The organism is Actinomadura sp. NPDC049382 (genome assembly GCF_040677125.1).
Taxonomy (GTDB): Bacteria; Actinomycetota; Actinomycetes; order Streptosporangiales; family Streptosporangiaceae; genus Spirillospora; species Spirillospora geliboluensis.
In genome coordinates this window covers 1-19,566 of record NZ_JBFARO010000146.1, presented here as the reverse complement: position 1 = coordinate 19,566, position 19,566 = coordinate 1, and the positions used below count along the sequence as shown (strand labels likewise).

General features: G+C 74.6%; 20 protein-coding genes and 3 tRNA genes. 8 read left to right on the top strand and 15 right to left on the bottom strand.

All coding sequences use genetic code 11. The features are described 5' to 3' along the window. Both AB0K34_RS40910 and AB0K34_RS40905 read right to left on the bottom strand, forming a co-directional pair. The coding region (locus tag AB0K34_RS40910; protein ID WP_364554070.1) for an acyl-CoA dehydrogenase family protein at positions 1-111 on the bottom strand (111 nt) is incomplete at its 3' end. A gap of 86 nt (positions 112-197) precedes the next feature. Further along, positions 198-1,073 carry a LysR substrate-binding domain-containing protein gene (locus tag AB0K34_RS40905; RefSeq protein ID WP_138636439.1) on the bottom strand — a complete coding sequence of 292 codons (876 nt, stop codon included), beginning with the start codon at positions 1,071-1,073 and terminating at the stop codon, positions 198-200. 74 nt (positions 1,074-1,147) lie between these two features. On the opposite strand from AB0K34_RS40905, the gene kdgD reads away from it, so the two are divergent. Next, positions 1,148-2,062 carry a 5-dehydro-4-deoxyglucarate dehydratase gene (gene kdgD, locus AB0K34_RS40900; RefSeq protein ID WP_364554067.1) on the top strand — a complete coding sequence of 305 codons (915 nt, stop codon included), beginning with the start codon at positions 1,148-1,150 and terminating at the stop codon, positions 2,060-2,062. Position 2,063: 1 nt separating this feature from the next. Next, complete coding sequence (locus AB0K34_RS40895; RefSeq protein ID WP_301177540.1) at positions 2,064-3,218, top strand: mandelate racemase/muconate lactonizing enzyme family protein; 1,155 nt, start codon at positions 2,064-2,066, stop codon at positions 3,216-3,218. A gap of 4 nt (positions 3,219-3,222) precedes the next feature. Here the strand turns inward: AB0K34_RS40895 and AB0K34_RS40890 are convergent. The 5 genes from AB0K34_RS40890 to AB0K34_RS40870 all read right to left on the bottom strand — a co-directional run bounded on the left by AB0K34_RS40890 (position 3,223) and on the right by AB0K34_RS40870 (position 4,825). Further along, positions 3,223-3,297, bottom strand: a tRNA-Gln gene (locus AB0K34_RS40890). Positions 3,298-3,387: 90 nt separating this feature from the next. Beyond that, positions 3,388-3,459, bottom strand: a tRNA-Gly gene (locus AB0K34_RS40885). A gap of 31 nt (positions 3,460-3,490) precedes the next feature. After that, positions 3,491-3,563, bottom strand: a tRNA-Ala gene (locus AB0K34_RS40880). A gap of 303 nt (positions 3,564-3,866) precedes the next feature. Next, positions 3,867-3,989, bottom strand: a complete 123-nt coding sequence (locus tag AB0K34_RS40875; protein WP_254715223.1) for an LPFR motif small protein — start codon at positions 3,987-3,989, stop codon at positions 3,867-3,869. A gap of 53 nt (positions 3,990-4,042) precedes the next feature. Continuing rightward, positions 4,043-4,825: a putative protein N(5)-glutamine methyltransferase gene (locus tag AB0K34_RS40870; protein ID WP_364554064.1), complete on the bottom strand. Its 783-nt coding sequence runs from the start codon at positions 4,823-4,825 to the stop codon at positions 4,043-4,045. Positions 4,826-4,915: 90 nt separating this feature from the next. On the opposite strand from AB0K34_RS40870, the gene AB0K34_RS40865 reads away from it, so the two are divergent. From AB0K34_RS40865 to AB0K34_RS40850, 4 genes are all read left to right on the top strand, one after another. Next, on the top strand, positions 4,916-5,725 hold the full coding sequence (locus AB0K34_RS40865; RefSeq protein WP_364554062.1) for a pentapeptide repeat-containing protein: 810 nt from the start codon (positions 4,916-4,918) through the stop codon (positions 5,723-5,725). An 81-nt stretch (positions 5,726-5,806) separates the two neighbouring features. Further along, positions 5,807-6,364, top strand: a complete 558-nt coding sequence (locus AB0K34_RS40860) for a hypothetical protein (protein ID WP_364554060.1) — start codon at positions 5,807-5,809, stop codon at positions 6,362-6,364. Then, a complete protein-coding gene (locus AB0K34_RS40855) occupies positions 6,361-7,446 on the top strand; it encodes a PrsW family glutamic-type intramembrane protease (RefSeq protein ID WP_301177543.1) in 1,086 nt (361 codons plus the stop codon). Before AB0K34_RS40860 ends, AB0K34_RS40855 begins: the two co-directional genes overlap by 4 nt. Positions 7,447-7,572: 126 nt before the next feature. Continuing rightward, positions 7,573-9,213: a ubiquinol-cytochrome c reductase cytochrome b subunit gene (locus tag AB0K34_RS40850; RefSeq protein WP_301177544.1), complete on the top strand. Its 1,641-nt coding sequence runs from the start codon at positions 7,573-7,575 to the stop codon at positions 9,211-9,213. A gap of 24 nt (positions 9,214-9,237) precedes the next feature. Here the strand turns inward: AB0K34_RS40850 and ctaD are convergent, their stop codons facing one another. The 3 genes from ctaD to AB0K34_RS40835 form a co-directional block, all read right to left on the bottom strand. Further along, entirely contained in the window at positions 9,238-10,863 is a 1,626-nt protein-coding gene (gene ctaD / locus AB0K34_RS40845; protein WP_240807556.1) for a cytochrome c oxidase subunit I, read from the bottom strand. Positions 10,864-11,001: 138 nt separating this feature from the next. Continuing rightward, complete coding sequence (locus AB0K34_RS40840) at positions 11,002-11,325, bottom strand: DUF2795 domain-containing protein (RefSeq protein WP_138636448.1); 324 nt, start codon at positions 11,323-11,325, stop codon at positions 11,002-11,004. Positions 11,326-11,437: 112 nt separating this feature from the next. Beyond that, positions 11,438-12,460, bottom strand: a complete 1,023-nt coding sequence (locus tag AB0K34_RS40835; RefSeq protein ID WP_364554057.1) for a Ppx/GppA family phosphatase — start codon at positions 12,458-12,460, stop codon at positions 11,438-11,440. A 107-nt stretch (positions 12,461-12,567) separates the two neighbouring features. Here AB0K34_RS40835 and AB0K34_RS40830 point away from each other — a divergent pair, with 107 nt between their 5' ends. Next, the gene (locus AB0K34_RS40830; RefSeq protein ID WP_138636449.1) at positions 12,568-13,755 is read left to right on the top strand and encodes a zinc-dependent alcohol dehydrogenase; all 1,188 of its coding nucleotides are present in this window, start codon (positions 12,568-12,570) and stop codon (positions 13,753-13,755) included. Between the two features lie 127 nt (positions 13,756-13,882). Next, a complete protein-coding gene (locus AB0K34_RS40825) occupies positions 13,883-14,269 on the top strand; it encodes a nuclear transport factor 2 family protein (protein ID WP_138636450.1) in 387 nt (128 codons plus the stop codon). 28 nt (positions 14,270-14,297) lie between these two features. Here the strand turns inward: AB0K34_RS40825 and AB0K34_RS40820 are convergent, their stop codons facing one another. The 5 genes from AB0K34_RS40820 to AB0K34_RS40800 form a co-directional block, all read right to left on the bottom strand. Continuing rightward, complete coding sequence (locus AB0K34_RS40820) at positions 14,298-15,173, bottom strand: hypothetical protein (RefSeq protein WP_364554054.1); 876 nt, start codon at positions 15,171-15,173, stop codon at positions 14,298-14,300. Then, positions 15,170-16,339 carry a cytochrome P450 gene (locus tag AB0K34_RS40815; protein WP_364554052.1) on the bottom strand — a complete coding sequence of 390 codons (1,170 nt, stop codon included), beginning with the start codon at positions 16,337-16,339 and terminating at the stop codon, positions 15,170-15,172. Before AB0K34_RS40815 ends, AB0K34_RS40820 begins: the two co-directional genes overlap by 4 nt. Positions 16,340-16,348: 9 nt before the next feature. After that, the gene (locus AB0K34_RS40810; protein ID WP_138636453.1) at positions 16,349-17,551 is read right to left on the bottom strand and encodes a helix-turn-helix domain-containing protein; all 1,203 of its coding nucleotides are present in this window, start codon (positions 17,549-17,551) and stop codon (positions 16,349-16,351) included. A gap of 13 nt (positions 17,552-17,564) precedes the next feature. Next, positions 17,565-18,614 (bottom strand): polyprenyl synthetase family protein, encoded by a 1,050-nt coding sequence (locus tag AB0K34_RS40805; protein WP_138636454.1) that lies wholly within the window; start codon positions 18,612-18,614, stop codon positions 17,565-17,567. Between the two features lie 64 nt (positions 18,615-18,678). Then, positions 18,679-19,566: PEP-utilizing enzyme (locus AB0K34_RS40800; RefSeq protein WP_364554049.1), on the bottom strand; the 888-nt coding region annotated here is incomplete at its 5' end.

The window sequence follows — 19,566 nt, the reverse complement described above, 5'->3', positions numbered from 1 at the left end:
CTCGTCCACCTCCGCCGCGAAAGGAGCGATCTTGGCCTCGGCCAGCTCACGCACCGTGCGCCGCAGCAGCTCATGCTCCTCCGACGGCGCATACGCCGGATAGTCGCTCATGGTCCCTCCACCTGCCCCACCGATACTTTGACGACAAATATTTTAACGACAAAATAATTCACGGCTCGCACTCCGGTCAAGGCGCCTCAAAGATGCCGGAGCAGCTTGGCGAGCGCCGGGTTGTCGTTGCCGCGCCGCCAGGCCAGCCTCAGCTCGACGGGGTCCGGCCCGGCGAGGTCGACGGGCCGGAACCGCAGCCCCGCGTAGCGGAGCCGGGACGCCGCGGCCGGCACCAGCGCGACGCCCCAGCCGCAGTTGACCAGCGCGAGGATGCTGTGCACCTGGCTGAGGTACTGCGCGTACACCGGCGAGACGCCCGCCTGCCGGAACACGCTGATCACCAGCTCATGGAAGTAGCGGGCCTCGACGGGCGAGTACATGATGAACGGCTGCCCGTCGAAGTCGGCCAGCGCGAGCGGGCCGTCCCCCGCGGCGAGCGGATGGCCGTTCGGGACGGCCGCGAGCAGCGCCTCCCGCTCGGCGGGGCGCTCCGCCAGGTCCGGGTCGGTCACCGGCGGCCGCAGGAGCCCGAGGTCGAGGCTCCCCTCGGCGAGCGCGCGCACCTGATCGCGCGTCACCATCTCCCGCAGGACGACGCCGACGTCCGGCAGCGCCGTCCGCGCGACCCCCAGCAGCCGGCCCAGGGTGGCGTAGGCGCTCGCCGCGGTGAACCCGACCGTGATGCTCCCGGCCTCCCCCGCCGACACCTGCCGGACCGACATCGCGACATGGTCGGCCTGCTGCAGCAGCCGGCGCGCCTCGACGAGGAACGCCCGCCCGGCCGGGGTGAGCCGGACGGACCGGTTCGTCCGGTCGAACAGCCGCACCTTCAGCTCGTTCTCCAGCAGCTGGATCTGCCGGCTGAGCGGCGGCTGCGTCATGCGGAGCCGCTCGGCGGCGCGGCCGAAGTGCAGCTCCTCGGCGACGGCCACGAAGTTCGTGAGCTGGGTCAGCGTGAACATCGATTCCCTGCGGGTATCAGTAGATGCCTTTTTCGTGTTGGACCTGGATCAATCGGCCATCCTAGCCTCGGGGCATGACGCAGACTGCGCCCGAAGAGATCGCGACGCGGCTCGGGTCCGGGCTCCTTTCGTTCCCCGTCACGCACTTCCGCGACGACCTGTCCTTCGACGAGCCCGCCTACCGCGACAACATCGGCCGGCTCGCCGGGTACGGCGTCGCCGGCCTGTTCGCGGCGGGCGGCACGGGCGAGTTCTTCTCGCTCGCGCCCGGCGAGGTGGGCGCGGTGGTGCGCGCCGCCGTCGCGGAGGCGCCGGACGGCCTGCCGGTGATCGCGCCCGCCGGGTACGGGACGGCGGCGGCCGCGGCGATGGCGCGCGAGGCCGAGGAGGCCGGCGCCGACGGGGTGCTGCTGTTCCCGCCGTACCTGACCGAGGCGTCGCAGGAGGGCCTGATCGCGCACGTCCGCGCCGTCTGCGCCGCGACCCGCCTCGGCGTGACGCTCTACAGCCGCGCGAACGCCGTCTACCAGGACGCGACGGTCGCCGCGCTGGCCGAGGCGTGCCCGAACCTCGTCGGCTTCAAGGACGGCGTCGGCGACCTGGAGCTGATGACGCGGATCAGGTCCCGGCTCGGCGACCGGCTCGTCTACATCGGCGGGCTGCCCACCGCGGAGACGTTCGCCCTCCCCTACCTGGAGATGGGCGTCACCACCTACTCCTCGGCGGTCTTCAACTTCGTCCCGGAGTTCGCGCTCGCGTTCTACGCCGCCGTCCGGGGCCGCGACCGGGACGAGGTGGCGCGGCTGCTCGCGGAGTTCGTGCTGCCGTACTGCGACATCCGCAACCGCCGCAAGGGGTACGCGGTCAGCATCATCAAGGCGGGCATGCGGATCACGGGCCATTCGGCAGGGCCCGTCCGGCCGCCGCTCACCGACCTGACCGACGAGGAGACCGCCGAACTCGCCGAACTCGTGAAGCGAGTGCGCTGAGATGACGGCCGTCCCCGCCGGCGCGGCGACGCTCGACCGGATCGCCTGGATCGAGCTGTCGTCGGTGACGCTGCCGCTCGCCGTCCCGGTCAGCGACGCCAAGGTGCTGACCGGGCGGCAGCGGCCGATGACCGAGGTCGTGTTCCTGTTCGCCGAGATCGGCACCGCGGACGGCCACGAGGGCATCGGCTTCGGCTACTCAAAGCGCGCGGGCGGCCCCGGCCAGTTCGCGCACGCCGCCGAGGTCGCGCCCACCCTGATCGGCGAGGACCCGAGCGACATCGGCCGGCTCTGGACGAAGCTGGTGTGGGCGGGCGCGTCCGTCGGCCGCAGCGGGCTCGCCGCGCAGGCGATCGCCGCGATCGACATCGCGCTGTGGGACCTGAAGGCCAGGCGGGCGGGCCTGCCGCTCGCCAAGCTCCTCGGCGCGCACCGCGACTCCGTCCGCTGCTACGACACCTCCGGCGGCTTCCTGCACGCGCCGCTGGAGGAGGTGCTGGAGAACGCGGAGGCGTCCGCCGCCGCCGGGATCGGCGGCGTCAAGATCAAGGTCGGCCATCCCGACCACGCCGAGGACCTGCGCCGCGTCACCGCCGTCCGGGAGCGGCTCGGCGACGCGTTCCCGCTGATGGTGGACGCGAACCAGCAGTGGGACCGGCCCGCCGCGCGGCGGATGGGCCGCGCCCTGGAGGGGTTCGGCCTCACCTGGATCGAGGAACCGCTGGACGCCTACGACGCCGAGGGCCATGCCGCGCTCGCCGCCGCGCTCGACACGCCGATCGCGACCGGCGAGATGCTCACCAGCGTCGCCGAGCACTGCGAGCTCATCGCCAAGGGCGCCGCCGACGTCCTCCAGCCGGACGCTCCGCGCATCGGCGGCATCACCGGCTTCCTGAAGCTCGCGACGCTCGCCGACCACCACCATCTGCAGCTCGCGCCGCACTTCGCGATGGAGATCCACCTGCATCTGGCCGCCGCCTATCCGCGCGAGCCGTGGGTGGAGCATTTCGACTGGCTCGCCCCTCTGTTCAACGAGCGGCCGACCATCGAGGACGGCCGGATGCACGTCCCGCCGCGTCCGGGCCTCGGCATCACCCTCACCGACCGGGCCCGCGCCTGGACGACGGCCCGCGCCCGCATCGACGCGCCCGCGTAGGAGATGGCTGCCGGAGCAGGGTTCGAACCTGCATGACGTGATCCAGAGTCACGCATCCTGCCGATTGGATGATCCGGCATGGGTGCCCGCGGGCGGGCGGTGGCGTCCGCCCGCCTCGGGCACGTGCAGAACCAGCCGGGGGTCGTTACTCCCGCCGGGCCCAGTCCAGAGCCGCACCCGGGAATCGAACCCGGTTTTCCTGGGTGGAAGCCAGGTGCCTCACCATTTCGACCTGTGCGGCTTGCGGCGGAACGAGAAGCGTTCCGCCGGGGTGGATCGGGCCGGACTCGAACCGGCAACCTCCCGCTTGCAAGGCGGGCGCTCTTCCCATTGAGCTACAGACCCGTGACGAACACGAAAAGACCGCCAGAAAGGTCATCCTGGCGGCCTCCGGAGAACCTTCGCAGTTCTATCCGGAGACGCCTCCGACGGCGGCGGCGCCTCGCCGCTGCCCGGTACCGGAGCGCCGCGACACCGGCCCGCCGCTGGTCGTGGCCATCCTCACCGCTCCTTCCGCCGTTTCCGTTCGGTTTGACACTCCTAGGGTGCGGGATGTCGCGCCTGCGCGCAAAGCTTTTTTTCCGGCAAACGCCCGCCCCGGGCCATATCGGAGGAATGGCCCGGGGCGGACGTGCGGATACCGCGGTTCTACCGGTGGGTGCGGGTGCGGCGCCCGGGGGTCAGGAGGCGCTGCAGAACCCGGAACGGGAGGGTCACGATGCTGACGATCGTGCCGATGATGGCGCTGAGCGCTGCACTGATGCGACGCATTGTGGTTCACTCCTTCAGGTCGTCCTATACGACCCGTACCCCCCTATCGAGTTTTACACCGGCTTTGCTCCGATGATGACCGTGGCATAGAACTCCTCCGACGTCCGGACGGCGGCGGACAGCCCGCCCCGCTCGACGGCGGCGACCGCGTCCGGGACCTGGCGCTCGCTCGTCTCGAACAGCAGGTGGCCCCCGGGGACCAGCCACCGCGCCGCCTCGGCGGTGACGCGGCGCAGCACGTCCAGGCCGTCGGAGCCGCCGTCGAGCGCGACCCGCGGCTCGTGGTCGCGCGCCTCCGGGGGCATCAGCGCGACGTCGTCCGTCGGCACGTAGGGGACGTTGGCGAGCAGCACGTCGACGCGGCCGCGCAGCGCGTCCGGAAGCGGCGCGAACAGGTCGCCCTCGTAGGCGTGGCCGCCGAGCGGGGCGATGTTGGCGCGGGCGCAGCGGACGGCGGCGGGCTCGACGTCGGCGGCGTGCAGGGCGTACTCGTCCAGGCCGGCGACGAGCGCGGCGCCCAGCGCGCCGGAACCGCAGCACAGGTCGACCACGACCGGGCGCGGCGGGGCGAGCGCGGCCGCCTCCCGGACGAGGAACTCGGTGCGGCGGCGGGGCACGAACACCCCCGGCTCGACGGCGATCCGCAGGCCGCAGAACTCCGCCCAGCCGAGGACGTGCTCCAGCGGCAGCCCTGCGGCGCGCCGGTCCACCATCGCGGACGCGTCGCCGGGAGTGCGGGCGGTGGCGAGGATCAGCCGTGCCTCGTCCTCGGCGAACACGCAGCCGGCGGCGCGCAGCCTGGAGACGATCGCGGACTCGGTGAGGGGTGTCGTCATGGGGTTCCGGACTGTACAACACCGCCCTCGTCCCGAGCAGGGGCCGCGTGGCCCGACAATGGAGCGTTGTCCAGGAGGCGGAGGCGCGGGGTGTCGGAGAGGGCGGACGGGCTGCGGGCCGACTGCGCGAGCTGTTTCGGCCTGTGCTGCGTCGCGCTGCCGTTCGCGCGGTCCGCCGACTTCGCGGTGGACAAGGCCGCGGGCGAGCCGTGCCGCAACCTCCTGGCCGACTTCCGCTGCGGCGTCCACGCCGACCTGCGGGGGCTCGGCTTCCGGGGCTGCACGGTCTTCGACTGCTTCGGCGCGGGCCAGAAGGTGTCGCAGGAGACCTTCGGCGGCCGGGACTGGCGCGCGGACCCCGGCGTCGCGCGCCGCATGTTCGCCGTGTTCCCCGTCATGCGGCAGCTGCACGAGCTGCTCTGGTACCTGGACGAGGCGGCGGCGCTGCCCGCCGCCGGGCCCGTCCGCGCCGAGCTGCGGCGGGCGTTCGAGGACGTCGACCGCCTCACCCGGGGCGACCCGGCCGCGCTCGCCGAGGTGGACGTCCCGGCCGTGCGGGAGAGGGCGAACGCGCTGCTGCTGCGCGCGAGCGAGCTGGCCAGGGCCGCCGCCGTGCCGGGCCGCAGGCGGGATCGGCGGGGCGCCGACCTCATCGGAGCACGGTTGAAGGGCGCCGACCTGCGCGGCGCGAACCTGCGCGGCGCCTACCTGATCGGGGCCGACCTGCGGGGCGCGGACCTGCGCTCGGCCGACCTGATCGGCGCGGACCTGCGGGACGCCGACCTGCGCGGCGCCGACCTCACCGGCTGCCTCTTCCTCGTCCGGGCGCAGCTGGACGCGGCGCGCGGCGACGCCGCCACGCGGTTGCCGGACGCGGTCGGACGCCCGGCGCACTGGTGACCCGCGCGCCCTGATCTTGTTTAGTTCCCGGGTCAAGGGGCATTGTCGCAGCGCACGTCATCGGGGGGTCACGTGGCGCGGGTGAGATGGTGGGGTACGGGGCTCGTGGCGCTGGCGCTGCTGCTCCTCGCCGCGGGGCTCCCGCTGCTCGACAAGGCCCTCGGCAGCGGCGGCAGGCCGGTCGCGGCGGGCACGGTGCTGTCGGTGGGGGCCGAGCGCGACGGCGTCCGGCCGGTCACGTTCACCGTCCCGTCCTCGGGCTGGGAGCTCGACCGGGCCGAGTCCTCGCTGACCAGCGACATCGAGCTCGCCAACGCCGGGGTCGGCCTGTACGTGCGGGTCGTGGTGCCGCTGGCGCCGCTGGACGCGCGCGAGCTGTGGGACGGCCTCGGCCGGATCGTCGCCGCCGGCGGGCGGTCGCGGCTGCGCGCGGGGCCCGTCCCGATCACGACCGCGCACGGGCTGACCGGGCTGACCGGGCGGCTCGCCGGGCGCGAGCGCGTCGGCATGGCGACCGTGTTCGCGCGGGCCACGCTCGGCGCCACCGTGACGGCGTCGGGGCCGCCGGATGCGTTCGCGCGGCTGGCCGCGGAGGTCGACGCCCTGGTGCGGACGCTGCGGATCTCGGCACCGCCATGACCCGCCGGCCCGCGTTCTGGCTGTGGGCGGCCGCGTGCCTGCTCGGGGCCTGGACCGCCTTCCGCGGGATCGGCGCGCAGGTCGCGGCGTTCCCGGCGGGCGCGATCCTCGGGTTCGCGCTGCTGGCCCCGGCGCTGGCCGCGGGCGTGTGGGCGCTGCGGCGGCTGCATCCGATCCGGTCGCTGCCGCTCGGCTACGCGCTCATCACGGTGGCGTGGGGCGGGCTCGCCGCGTTCGGTCTCGCGCTGCCCGCGAACTCGGCGTTCCAGGCCGTCCTCGGCAAGACGGCGGGGCCGGGGTTCACGGCGGTGTGGGGCGCGGCGATCGCCGCGCCGGTCGACGAGGAGGTCCTGAAGCTGCTCGGGGTCGTGGTGCTGGCGCTGATGGCGCCGGCCGCGGTCCGCGGGCCGCTCGACGGCTGGGGGTACGGCGCGCTCGCCGGCCTCGGCTTCCAGTTCGCGGAGAACTTCCTGTACGTGCTGAACACGATCGTGCTGACGGGCGCGACGCAGGACGCGAACGCGGCGCTGTTCACCTTCGGCAGCCGGGTGGTCGGCGGGGCGTGGTGGAGCCACTGGGCGATGACGGCGGTCGGCGGCGCGGGCCTCGGCTGCCTGCTGGGGAGGGCGACCCGGACGAGCGCCGCGATCGCCGGGGCGGCGTTCGTGCTGTCGATGGCGCTGCACTCGTGGTGGGACGCGCCCGTCCTGTCCGGGGTGGCGCTGCTGCCGGTGAAGGGGGCGCCGATCCTGCTCGCCGCCATCGTCACGTACCGGCTCGCGCGTCGCCGGTACCTGGCGCATTTCCGGCGGACGGTGCACGCGGAGACGGCGCGGGGCGTCCTCGTCCCCGGCGAGGGGCACGTGCTCGCGTTCCGCAAGTGGCGCCGCAAGGAGCGGTGGGGCGTGCCGGCCGGGGAGCCGCGCCGGCTGCTCGCCCGGCTGCGCGCCGACCAGCTGGCGCTCATCGAGGACGGGCTCGGCGGGCTGGAGCCGGACCCGCTGGCGGCCGACCGGCTGCGGGCCGACATCATGCTCGCCCGGCACCAGCTCAACTCGGCCGCGAACCCGCGCGCGGCCTGACCGCGCGCGGTGCCCGCCCCCGCCAACGCGAGGGGCCGCAGGCGCCCGCGCGGCGGCGTTTGCGGTAACCCCGCTCGGGTACCCGCCCAGCGAAATTGCTGCTCGGGCCTTGGGGAGAAGTGCGCGATGGCGGGACGGAACGGCCGGTCGAGGTCCGCGCGGGCCGGCGACCTGGTCCAGGGTGTCAACGACCGGCTCGGCTCCACCTCGTTCCTGAGCCAGAACATCAGGAAGGCGTTCCCGACGCACTGGTCGTTCCTGCTCGGCGAGATCGCGCTCTACTCGTTCATCATCCTGGTCCTGACGGGCGTCTACCTCACGCTGTTCTTCAAGCCGAGCGGCGGGGTGCAGGTCTACGACGGCTCGTACGCGCCGCTCAAGGGCGTGCGGATGAGCGACGCGTACGCCTCCACGCTGCACCTGACGTTCGACGTGCGCGGCGGGCTGCTGATGCGGCAGATCCACCACTGGGCGGCGAACGTCTTCCTCGCGGCGATCGTGGCGCACCTCATGCGGATCTTCTTCACCGGCGCGTTCCGCAAGCCGCGCGAGATCAACTGGGTGATCGGCGTGTCGATGTTCGCGCTGGCGCTCGCCGAGGGGTTCGCCGGCTACTCGCTCCCGGACGACCTGCTGTCCGGCACCGGCCTGCGGATCTTCCAGGGGATCCTGCTGTCCATCCCCATCGCCGGGACCTACCTCAGCCTGTGGGCGTTCGGCGGGCAGTTCCCGGCGAGCGAGGAGTTCATCCCGCGGCTGTTCACGGTGCACATCCTGCTGATCCCGGGGATCCTGATCGCGCTGGTCACCGTCCACCTGATGATCCTGTGGCACCAGACCCACACCCAGTGGCCGGGCCGGGGGCGGCGGGAGATGGCGGTGAGCGGCGAGAAGACCTTCCCGAACTTCGCCGCCCAGAGCGCGGGCTACTTCCTGTTCACGTTCGGGGTCCTGGCCGGGCTGGCGACGCTGTTCCAGATCAACCCCGTCTGGCTGTACGGGCCGTACGAGCCCAACGAGGTCTCCTTCGGCTCGCAGCCGGACTGGTACGTCGGATTCCTCGAAGGCTCGCTGCGCATCATGGCGCCGCTGTCGACGACCGTCGCCGGGCACGACATCTCCTGGAACGTGCTGCTGCCGGCGGTCGTCCTGCCGGGGATCTTCTTCACGCTCATGGGCCTGTACCCGTTCGTGGAGCGCTGGGCCACCGGGGACGAGCGCGTCCACCACCTCCTGGACCGGCCGCGGAACGCCCCCACCAGGACGGGGATCGGCGCGGCGGCCGCCGCCTGGTACATCAACCTGCTGGCGGCGGGCGGCAACGACATCATCTCCAACACCTTCAAGATCCCGCTGTTCTGGACGACGTGGTTCTTCCGCGTCGGGTTCTTCGTCGCCCCGGTACTCGCGTTCGTCGTCGCCCGGCGCGCCTGCCTGAGCCTGCAGCGCCGCGACCTGCAGACCCGCCGGGAGGGCGTGGAGAGCGGCCTGATCTCGCTCAGCCCGGAGGGCGGCTTCGAGGAGCGGCACGAGGTTCCGGCGCGGGACGCGGAGGCCGTGCTGCGGACCCGGCGGCCCGGCGAGCTGGTCGCCCCCTACCCGGACCACATCATCCCGCTCCCGACCCCGGACCGCGCCCGCACCCAGGTGCGGACCCGCGCCAACCGCTTCTACCTCGACTACCAGTCCGAGTCGTACGGCGGCGGCCAGGGCGACCTGGAGAAGCCGCCTCAGGAGGGCGGCGGCTCGAAGGACGGGAGCGGCTGACCCGCGACGTCCGGCCCGCGCCGGTCAGGACTTCCCGGGCGGCGGCAGCGCGGGCTCGGCCTCCTGCGGCGGCTCCAGCGCCGGGTAGTGCAGGTCGAACGCGGGGCGCACGGAGCGGATCCGGGGCATCGACGTGAAGTTGTGGCGGGGCGGCGGGCAGGACGTCGCCCACTCCAGCGAGCCGCCGGTGCCCCACGGGTCGTCGGTGCCGACCTTCTCGCCGTGCCGCCACGTCCGCAGCACGTTCCACAGAAACGCGAACGTCGAGGCGCCCAGGATGAACGAGCCGATGGACGAGACGAGGTTCAGCGTCGCGAACTGGTCGGGGTAGTCGGCGTAGCGGCGCGGCATCCCCTCGGCGCCCAGCCAGTGCTGGACGAGGAACGTCGTGTGGAACCCGATGAACAGCGTCCAGAAGTGCAGCCTGCCCCAGCCCTCGTGCAGCATCCGGCCCGTCATCTTCGGCCACCAGAAGTAGAACCCGCCGAACATGGCGAACACGACGGTGCCGAACAGGACGTAGTGCAGGTGGCCGACGACGAAGAAGGAGTCGGTGAGGTGGAAGTCCATCGCCGGCGAGGCGAGGATGACCCCGGTCAGCCCGCCGAACAGGAACGTCACGAGGAACCCGAGCGCGAACAGCATCGGGGTCTCGAACGTGAGCTGCCCCTTCCACAGCGTCCCGACCCAGTTGAAGAACTTGATCCCGGTCGGCACGGCGATCATGAAGGAGGTGATGGAGAAGAACGGCAGCAGCACCCCGCCGGTGGCGAACATGTGGTGCGCCCACACCGTCATCGACAGCCCGGTGATCGAGATCGTCGCGGCGACCATGCCGAGGTAGCCGAACAGGGGCTTGCGCGCGAACACCGGGAGGATCTCGGTGACGATCCCGAAGAACGGCAGCGCCGCGATGTAGACCTCGGGATGGCCGAAGAACCAGAACAGGTGCTGCCACAGCAGCGCGCCGTGGTTCGAGGCGTCGTAGATGTGCGCGCCGATCTTGCGGTCGGCCTCCAGCGCGAACAGCGCCGCGGTCAGCACCGGGAACGCGATCAGCACCATCAGGCTGGTCAGCAGCACGTTCCAGGTGAAGATCGGCATCCGGAACATCACCATGCCGGGCGCGCGCATCGCGATGATCGTGGTGATGATGTTCACCGAGGTGAGGATCGTCCCGAAGCCGGACAGGATCAGCCCCATGATCCACATGTCGGGGCCGAGGCCGGGCGAGTACGCCTCCGACGTCAGCGGCGAGTAGGCGAACCACCCGTAGGCGGCGGCGCCGCCCGGCATGATGAACGACGCCATCACCATCAGGCCGCCGAACAGGAACAGGTAGTAGGTGAGCGCGTTCATCCGCGGGAACGCCACGTCGGGCGCGCCGATCTGCAGCGGCACCAGCACGTTCGCGAACCCGGCGAACAGCGGCGTCGCGAACAGCAGCATCATGATCGTGCCGTGGATCGTGAACAGCTCGTTGTAGGTGTGGTTGCTCACGACCTGCCGGCCGGGCTCCAGCAGCTCGGCCCGCATCAGCATGGCCATGACCCCGGCGGCGAGGAAGAACAGGAACGACGTCGTGAGGTACAGGTAGCCGACCATCTTGTGGTCGGTGGTGGCCAGGATGTGGCCGATCTTGGTACCCATGCGGTGGCGCGCGAGCGCCTCGGCGACGCTCGCGTCGTCCCTGCCCTGTACAGCCGTCATCGACGGCCCTCCTCCCGCGTCGGAGCCCAACGGGGCACTTGCCGCAGGGGCGCCGTTCAAACGGCCGGGCGCCGGCCGTCAGATCTCGTCGCCGCGGTCCAGCTCCTCCTCGACGGGCGAGCGCTCGGTGTGCCGCATCGGCTCGCCGAGGCCGGGCTTCTGGTGGTGGCGGCGCTGGTGGTCGCGCTCGGTCGGGGTGCGGCCGGGGTCCGGGTCGAGCGGCACCGACCGCAGCACCTCGGCCACGCTGCCGTACGTGCCGAGCGGCAGCGACGACACCGCGCGCTCGGCGTCCATCTCCGGCCGCCTCTCGTGCACGTGCTCGACGATCCGCTGCTTGCTCGCCGGGAACGGCAGGTCCCCGAGCAGCTCCTCGATCTCGCGTGCGTCGGCGAGTCCCATGGCGTGCCCCCCTGGTCCGGTGTGCTCCCCCTGATCGCGTGCGCCGCGGCGCGGTCCTGCCCGCGGAACTGCCCGCCGGGCCGCGGGCCAAACGGCGGGGACGCCGGGGCGCTCACCCGATCCGGAGCCCGGGCGCGGCGGCCCCGGACCGCAGCGGCAACGCGGCGAGCGCCGGGGGCCGGCGGGGTCCCTCCGCCAGTTCGCCCAGCCGGTCCAGCATGATGCCCTCGCGCAGCGCCCACGGGCAGATGTCGAGGCGGTCGAGGCCGAGGACGTCCATCACGCCCTCGGCCACGATCGCGCCCGCGAGGATCTGGTGGGCGCGCGACGCCTTCACCCCGCGCAGCCGCGCCCGCTCCCCGTCCGGCAGCTTCGCCAGCCGGGGGATCCAGCGGTGCAGGTCGCGGCGGTCGAGGCGGCGCTCCCGGAACGGCCCGGCCTTCGCCTTCGGCGCGCCGCACAGCCGGGCGAGCTGGGTGAAGGTCTTGGACGTCGCGACGGCCCGCACCGGGGCCGGGCGCGCGGCGATCCCGGCGGTCGCCTCGGTGAGCACCGACCGCACGTGCGCCGACAGCGCCCGGCGGACGCGCTTGCGCACCGGCGGGCGGGGCGGCAGGTGGTGCCGGGTGAGGCGGCCCGCGCCGAGCGGCAGCGACAGCGCGATGTCCGGCTCCCGGCCGGTGCCGTAGGCGAGCTCCAGGGAGCCGCCGCCGATGTCGGCGAGCAGCATCGGCCCCGCCGACCACCCGTACCAGCAGCGGGCCGCGAGGAACGTCAGCCGCGCCTCCCGCTCGCCGGTGAGGAACCCGAGCTCGACGCCGGTGGCGGCGCGGACCTCGGCGGTGACGTCGGCGCGGTTGGCGGCGTCGCGCAGCGCGGACGTCGCGAACGGGACCAGCTCGGCGACGCCGAGGGCTGCGGCGGCGGCCGCCGCCTCCCGCACCGCGGCGATCAGCCGCCCGACCGCGGGCCGTCCGATGACGCCGTGCCGGTCGGTGGCCTCGGCCAGCCGGACCGGGCTCTTCACCGACCGGACGGGCAACGGCGGGTGCCCGGGCTCCAGGTCGGCGATCCGCAGGTGCGCCGAGTTGGAGCCGATGTCGAGCACGCCGAGACGCAGGGGGCCGTCGTCCATGCGAAAGCTTTACCCCGCATTGACCTCCTCAGTCCGGCGACGTTTCGGCCCGCCCGTCGGGGTAGGGCGGCCAGGGAGACGGGGCCACCGCCGCTGAGGAGGACCAGATGAAGGCCGTCACCTGGCACGGCAAGCGCGACGTCCGCGTCGAGAGCGTGCCCGACCCGGAGCTCAAGGAACCCGACGACGCGATCATCCGGGTGACCTCGTCCGGCATCTGCGGGTCGGACCTGCACCTGTACGAGGTGCTCGGGCCGTTCCTCACCGAGGGCGACATCCTCGGCCACGAGCCGATGGGCGTCGTCGAGGAGACCGGGCCGGACGTGGCGCACATCAAGCCGGGCGACCGCGTGGTGATCCCGTTCAACATCTCGTGCGGGCGCTGCCACATGTGCGGGATGCAGCTGTACGCGCAGTGCGAGACGACGCAGGTGCGCGAGCACGGCATGGGCGCGGCGCTGTTCGGCTACACCCGGCTGTACGGGCAGGTCCCGGGCGGGCAGGCCGAGTACCTGCGGGTGCCGCAGGCGCACTTCGGGCCGATCAAGGTGCCGGACGGCCCGCCGGACGAGCGGTTCGTCTACCTGTCGGACGTGCTGCCGACCGCGCGGCAGGCCGTCGAGTGGGCCGCGATCCCCGAGGGCGGGTCGGTGACCGTGCTCGGCCTCGGCCCGATCGGGCAGATGGCCGCCCGGATCGCCCGGCACCGCGGGCACCGCGTGATCGCGGTGGACCTCGTGCCGGAGCGGCTGGAGATGGCGCGCCGGCACGGCATCGAGGTGATCGACTCCGACGCCGCCGACGACGTGCCGGACGCGGTGCGCCAACTCACCGGGGGCCGCGGCACCGACTCGGTGATCGAGGCCGTCGGGATGGAGGCGCACGGCTCGCCGGGCGCGAAGCTGGCGCAGACCCTCACCGGGCTGCTGCCGGGCAACTCCGCCGCGCCGCTGATGTCGCGCGTCGGGGTGGACCGGCTCGCCGCGCTGACCACCGCGATCGAGATCGTCCGCCGGGGCGGGACGATCTCCGTCATCGGCGTGTACGGCGGCATGACCGACCCGCTGCCGATGCTGCGGATGTTCGACAAGGGCGTCGGGCTGCGGATGGGCCAGGCGCACGTCAAGCGGTGGATCGACGAGCTGCTGCCGCTGGTGTCCGACGACGCCGACCCGCTCGGCGTGATGGACCTCGCCACGCACCGCTGGCCGCTGGAGAAGGCGCCGCGGGCGTACGAGATGTTCCAGAAGAAGCAGGACGGCGCGATCAAGGTGCTGCTGCAGCCCGGCGCGTGACGCGTCCCGCCGGAACGGTCCCGGACCGGTGATCGCGGCCGGATGATCGCGGACGGGGTCCGCGCGGCCTAGGCTTTCGGCACGCCCCCGGGGGCGTGCCGATCACCCGAGCCTGGAGGTGGGCCCGATGCACCCGTTCCGCGCGGCCGTTGAGAAGGGCGACCTCGACGCCCTCCCGGCGCTGCTGGCCGAGGACGTCACGTTCCTCAGCCCGGTGGCGTTCGCGCCGTACGAGGGGCGGGCCGCCGTCACCGCGATCCTGCGCGCGGTGACCCGGGTGTTCACCGATTTCCGCTACGTCCGGGAGATCGGCGGCGGCCGCGACCACGCGCTCATGTTCAAGGCGCGGGTGGGCGACCGGGAGGTGCACGGCTGCGACTTCCTGCACCACGACGACGCCGGGCTCATCGACGAGTTCTGCGTGATGGTGCGCCCGCTGTCGGGGGCCCGCGCCCTGTCGGACGCGATGGCGGTGGAGTTCGCGAACGTCCGGCGGGAGATGGGCCTGGCCTGACGCGGCCCGCCCCTGAGACGGCTCCGCCTCACCGGGCGAGTCCGAGGACGGTCCAGCTCGCGAACGCCGACAGCGTGTACAGGGCGGGCGTGGGCCACCGGGTGCGCCCGCGCGCGAAGGACGCGGCGGCGAGCGCCGGGACGGCGAGCGGCACGAACGCGGCGGCCGTCCACGGCCCCGTCCGCGCGGAGAGCGCGAGCAGCACCGTCGACAGCGTCGGCGCGGCCAGAACGCACGCCACCGCGCCAGCGAGGCTGAGCGTCGTGGTGTAGGTCCGCTCCCCCGGCCGCGGCGCGCGGGTGGTCTTCCCGGCCAGTTCCGCGTACCCGGCCGCGAGCACCGCGACAAGCACTGCGGTCAATGCGGATGCGTCCGCACCGTGCCCGGCCGCGTCCAGGTACCCCGCGTACAGGTAAAGGTGCAGAAGGACGGGCACGGGCAGGCTCACCAGCAGCCCGGCGAACAGCCCGTCCGAGCGAGGCCGCCCCCAACGGAGGTGGACGCCGAGCACCGCAGCGGCGTAGCCGAGCTGGGCAGCCAGAATGCCGGCCCGCCACGGCCACGCCGCGTGCGACGCGACGAGTACGACGGCGCCCGCTCCGTACAGGACGCCCAGGTCGCGGACGCGCACCGCGCCCGCCGGCAGCGGGCGGCCGGGATGGAAGCGCCGGTCGTAATCGACATCGCGGATGTCGTCGAGGGCCCGCATGAGGAGCAGGTCGGCGAACAGCGCCGCCGCCGCGACCGCCGTCCCGGCGCCGGGCCGCCACCCCCGGCCCGAGGGGTCGAGCGCGGCGAACAGCCCCGTGACGCCGCTCGCCCACAGCGCGGCGAGCACCGCGGACGGCAGCGGCGGGTAGGCGCCCCGGACGAACCGCCCGACCCGGACGCCCCACCCCCTCATCTGCTTCCGCGCGACCAGGTGACCGGGAGCTGCCAGACCCCGCGCACGAACATGCGGTCGCGCCACGCCAGGTCGGCCGGGTCGACGGCCAGCGAGAGGTCGCCGAACCGGCGCAGGATCGCGGCGAGGCCGGTCTGGAGCTCGGCACGGGCGTGGTGGACGCCGAGGCAGCGGTGCCTGCCGTGCCCGAACCCCAGATGCGGGTTCGGGGAGCGGGCCGGGTCGAAGGCGCCGGCGGCGGGGAAGGCCGCCGGGTCGCGGTTGGCGGCGTCGGTGAGCGGGACGACGACGTCGCCCGGCGCCAGCGGCGTCCCCGCCAGTTCGGCGGCGGCGGTGACGACGTGCGGCCGGCCGCCGGTGCCGGCGAGCCAGGTCCAGCGCACGTACTCCTCGGCCGCGGCCGGGATCAGCGCCGGGTCGGCGCGCAGCCGGGCGGCGAGCCGCGGCCGCGCCGCGAGGTCGAGGACGCAGAGCGCGAGGAGGTTCGCGGTGCTCTCGCCGCCCGCCATCAGCAGCCCGGCCCCGAACACGGCGGTCTCCTCGTCCGACAGGTCGGAGCCGTGCACGAGGGCGGTCAGCAGGTCGTCGCCGGGGAACGGCCAGCGGGCGGCGATCTGCTCGGCGAAGTAGCCGCGCATGCCCTCGTGCGCCGCCGCCACCTCGGCGTCCGGGTGGTGCCCGGCCGACATCATCGCGCTCGCCCAGGGCAGCAGCAGGCCGAGGTCGGCGGTGGGGACGCCGAGCATGCCGCAGACGACCGCGTACGGGAACGGCGTCGCGAACCGGGCGAGCAGGTCGGCGGGCGGCCCGCCCGCCGCCATGGCGTCCAGGAGGCGGTCGGCGACGGCGACCATGCGGGGCCGGTCCGCCTCGGCGCGGCGCGCCGTGAACCACGCCCGGACGGCCCGGCGCCGCCGGGTGTGCGCCGGCGGATCGCTCGCTGCCAGCGCCAGCGACGCCGGGGTCCGCGCGAACAGGGTGCCGCCCCGCCACGCCTCCCGGCTGAACCGGTCGTCGGACAGCACCGTCCGGACGTCGGCGTGCCGGGTGGCGAGCAGCGCGTCCCGGCCCGCCACCACGGCAGGGACCAGCGGGCGCGCGTGCAGGCGCCGCAGGTGCCCGGCGTCCAGCGGGACGCCCGGGCGGTGCGGCAGGGGGAAGTCCATCGGTCTCCTTCAGGCGCTCAGCGGCGGGGGCAGCGAGGTCTCCTCGGCGCGGCGGCCCTCGCGCTCCAGCCGGCTCAGCCGCGCCGAGGTGAGGGCGGCGCGGAACAGCTGGATGCCGCGCGCCGAGCTCGGGTCGACGCCGGACAGGTCGCGGATGCGGTCCAGCCGGTAGTGCAGGGTGCGGCGGTGGATCCACAACTCCCGGGCGGCGCGCTCCCGGTCGAGGTTGCAGGCGAGCAGCACCTCCAGCGTCCGCCGCAGGTCGGTGCCCGCGTCGAGCGGCTTCAGCACGGCGGCGAGCCGGCCGCGGATCGCGGGCTGGTCCAGGATCGCCAGCTCGACCAGCAGCTCGTCCGCCCGGTAGGGGCGGTCCTCGCCGTCCGGGATGGCCTTGACGGCGGTGAGCACCCGGGACGCCTCCTCCAGCGCGTCCGGGATGCCGGCGAGGCCGCGCCGCTGCGCCTGCGCGGCGTGCACCGGGCCGCGGGTCCAGGAGACGAGGGACGCGGTGAACTCGGCGGCCCGGCTCTCCGCGCACAGCTGGTCGGCGGCCGGGAGCAGCACGATGAGGCCGGACAGGTCGCCGGAGTACAGCACGCCGTCCCAGCCGTCCAGCCGCTCGCTCGCCCGCTCCCAGCACGCGTCCGAGGCGGGGGCCTCGCACAGCAGCACCAGGTAGCCGGGCGCGAGCCGGACCCCGGCCGCCTCGGCGATGACGCCGGCGGGCGCGCCGTCGATCAGGGTCTCGGCGAGCAGCCGGCGCAGCGGCCGCGACGCGCCGCCCGCGCGGGGCGCCTCCGCGTAGCCCTGGATGCACGCCTCCCGCGCGCCGATGGCGAGCCGCGCCGCGTGCGCGGTCAGCTCGGCCATCTCGGCGAAGTGGCCGGGCGGCGCGACCGTCCAGCAGGTGCGGGCGGCGGCGGCGAGCGCGAGGTCCCACACCTCCGACAGCACCGGCAGCGGGATCGCCTGCCGGGCGGCGAGGACGCCGAGGTCGCGGAACCGGCCGAGGTCGTCGGCGGGCAGCGGCTCGCCGGTGAGGACGAGCCCGATGAGGCGGGTGCAGGTCTGCCCGCGGCCGCCGAACATCGGGCCGGCCGCGCGCCGGATCGGCAGGTAGGCGGGGTGGCCGTGCAGGGCCTCGCCGACCGCGGCGGCGACCCGCGGGCCGGTGGAGAGGAGGATGTCGGAGAGTCCGCCGGGAGCGGTCATCGGCGTCTGCTCCCTAGGCCGCGGCCAGCCGGAACCTGGGCAGGTGGCCGACGGTCGCGTCGACCAGCCCGTGCAGCTCCCGCAGGCAGCCCGGTTCGCCGCCGAGCCGGTCGAGCAGGCCGTGCGCCCGCTCGATCAGCGGCGCCACGGACGCCGCGTAGCCGTCGATGACCTCCTCGTCCAGCATCCGGGCGGCCAGCTCGGCGCGCGCGGCCGCGCACCGGCGGGCCGCGGCGTGCAGTTCGAGCGCCTCGCGGCGCCGCCCGGCGGGCAGCTCGCGCAGCAGGTGGACGAGCAGGTAGGTGGCGGTGCCGTTGGCGAGGTCCTCGTGCCGCCCGGACGCGAGGTCGCGCTGGTCGTTGACGAGCTGGCGCAGCACGCCGAGCGACCGCCCGAACGCGCGCCAGCCCGCGACCCGGCCGCGGTCCGCGCCGGCCAGGCAGGCGGCGGCCGCGGCGGCCATCCCGTACGGCGCGCCCGTCTTGCCCTCGTAGCCGCGCAGCACCGACGCGGGCGTGGCGACCGCCGGGCGCTCGGTGAGGTCGCGGAGCTGGCCGTCCACGGCGTCCAGCCAGCAGCGCGACAGCTCCTCCCCCAGCGCGGCGCGGGTCGCGGCGGGCACCGGCAGCCCGGCGAGGAGCCGGGCGGGCAGGTGGCCGCCGACGGCGAACGCGGTGAGCGCCCGCTTGCCGGCGGCGACCCGGTCGGGCACGCCGGCCGGGCCGGGCGCGTCGGTCAGGTCGTCGAGGTGGCGGGCGGACGCCCACCAGAGCAGGTGGACCACCGCGATCGGCGCCGCCGGGCCCGGCTCGCCGGTCTCCGCGCCGTGCGCCAGCAGCGGCAGCGTGACCATGCCGTGCAGGCCGGGCCGCGAGCCCTTCGCGCGGACGAGGTCGAAGAACTCCAGGAGGAACTCCGACATGGCGCCGCCGACCATCTCCCGGCCGTCGTCCAGGCCCATCGCCAGGCCCTCGGCGAGCAGCTCGCACAGCCGCGCGATCTCCACCTCGACCTCGGCGATCGCCCGCTCCTGGGCGGCCTTGCCGAACACTCCTTCGTCCACGTGCCAACTCCTCTGGTGCTGCGGGGTGTGTGCGGGCCGCGCCGGGGGCCTCCGGCGCGGCCCGTCATCGGCGGGCGCGCCCGTCCAGGACCCGGACCGTGCCGGCGCGCCCGTCCAGCTCGATCCAGGCGCCGTCCGGGATGCGGGCGACGGCGCCGCCGACCGCGACCGCGGCGGGCACGCCGAGCAGCCGTCCCGTGACGGCGGTGTGCGAGAGCAGGGTGCCGCGCTCGACGACCAGGCCGGACGCGGCGATCATGAGGGGAAGCCAGCCCGGGTCGGTCTCCCGGGCGATGAGGATCCGGCCGGCGCAGCCGGCGGGCGGGACGCCGGGGTCGAGGACGACCTTGGCGCGGCCGCGGACCGTCCCGCCGCCGGAGCCGAGCCCGCGCAGCACGTCGCCGTCCCGGCTCTCGGCCTTCCCGACCGGGCGGGCGCGGGCGAGGGCCGCCGCCACGGGCGCCGCCGCCGGGACCGACAGCAGCGGGGGCGGGGGCGGTGCGTCGCGGTGCCGGCCGCGTTCGGCGCGCCGCACCGCCGCGAGGCCGCGCAGGACGTCCGGGCCGGCGCCGGGCAGGGTGCCGTCGAACGCGCCGAGAACCTCCGAAGCGGTGAGGTCGAGGACGTCCATGGGGTCGTCGAGCGCCCCGGTTTCGGCGAGGTCGGCGCCGAGCCGCCACAGGATCGTGCGGGACAGCCCGAACAGCTGCGTCCGGCAGAACCTGGTGTCCTCCCGGGTCCGGACCAGCGACCGCAGCAGGGCGAGCAGGGCGCCGAGGACGGCGCGGCGCGCCGGGTCGCGGCAGGCCGCCCGCAGCCGCCGCCGGGCCTCGGCCGCCGCGCGCGCCTCGTCGGCGCGGCTGCCCGCGACGGTCGCGCCCCGCCGGACGAGCTCCATCGACGTCAAGCATCTGCCCACGCCGGCGGCGGAGTTGCGGCCGGTCGCGGTGAT

Excerpts from the sequence above, each read along its gene's own strand:
- AB0K34_RS40870 (WP_364554064.1), bottom strand. The coding sequence starts at position 4,825 with ATGACGACACCCCTCACCGAGTCCGCGATCGTCTCCAGGCTGCGCGCC.
- AB0K34_RS40840 (WP_138636448.1), bottom strand. The coding sequence starts at position 11,325 with ATGGGACTCGCCGACGCACGCGAGATCGAGGAGCTGCTCGGGGACCTG.
- ctaD (WP_240807556.1), bottom strand. The coding sequence starts at position 10,863 with ATGGGTACCAAGATCGGCCACATCCTGGCCACCACCGACCACAAGATG.
- AB0K34_RS40875 (WP_254715223.1), bottom strand. The coding sequence starts at position 3,989 with ATGCGTCGCATCAGTGCAGCGCTCAGCGCCATCATCGGCACGATCGTC.
- AB0K34_RS40895 (WP_301177540.1), top strand. The coding sequence starts at position 2,064 with ATGACGGCCGTCCCCGCCGGCGCGGCGACGCTCGACCGGATCGCCTGG.
- AB0K34_RS40835 (WP_364554057.1), bottom strand. The coding sequence starts at position 12,460 with ATGGACGACGGCCCCCTGCGTCTCGGCGTGCTCGACATCGGCTCCAAC.
- AB0K34_RS40815 (WP_364554052.1), bottom strand. The coding sequence starts at position 16,339 with ATGGACTTCCCCCTGCCGCACCGCCCGGGCGTCCCGCTGGACGCCGGG.
- AB0K34_RS40855 (WP_301177543.1), top strand. The coding sequence starts at position 6,361 with ATGACCCGCCGGCCCGCGTTCTGGCTGTGGGCGGCCGCGTGCCTGCTC.
- AB0K34_RS40820 (WP_364554054.1), bottom strand. The coding sequence starts at position 15,173 with ATGAGGGGGTGGGGCGTCCGGGTCGGGCGGTTCGTCCGGGGCGCCTAC.
- kdgD (WP_364554067.1), top strand. The coding sequence starts at position 1,148 with ATGACGCAGACTGCGCCCGAAGAGATCGCGACGCGGCTCGGGTCCGGG.
- AB0K34_RS40905 (WP_138636439.1), bottom strand. The coding sequence starts at position 1,073 with ATGTTCACGCTGACCCAGCTCACGAACTTCGTGGCCGTCGCCGAGGAG.
- AB0K34_RS40825 (WP_138636450.1), top strand. The coding sequence starts at position 13,883 with ATGCACCCGTTCCGCGCGGCCGTTGAGAAGGGCGACCTCGACGCCCTC.
- AB0K34_RS40850 (WP_301177544.1), top strand. The coding sequence starts at position 7,573 with ATGGCGGGACGGAACGGCCGGTCGAGGTCCGCGCGGGCCGGCGACCTG.
- AB0K34_RS40830 (WP_138636449.1), top strand. The coding sequence starts at position 12,568 with ATGAAGGCCGTCACCTGGCACGGCAAGCGCGACGTCCGCGTCGAGAGC.
- AB0K34_RS40810 (WP_138636453.1), bottom strand. The coding sequence starts at position 17,551 with ATGACCGCTCCCGGCGGACTCTCCGACATCCTCCTCTCCACCGGCCCG.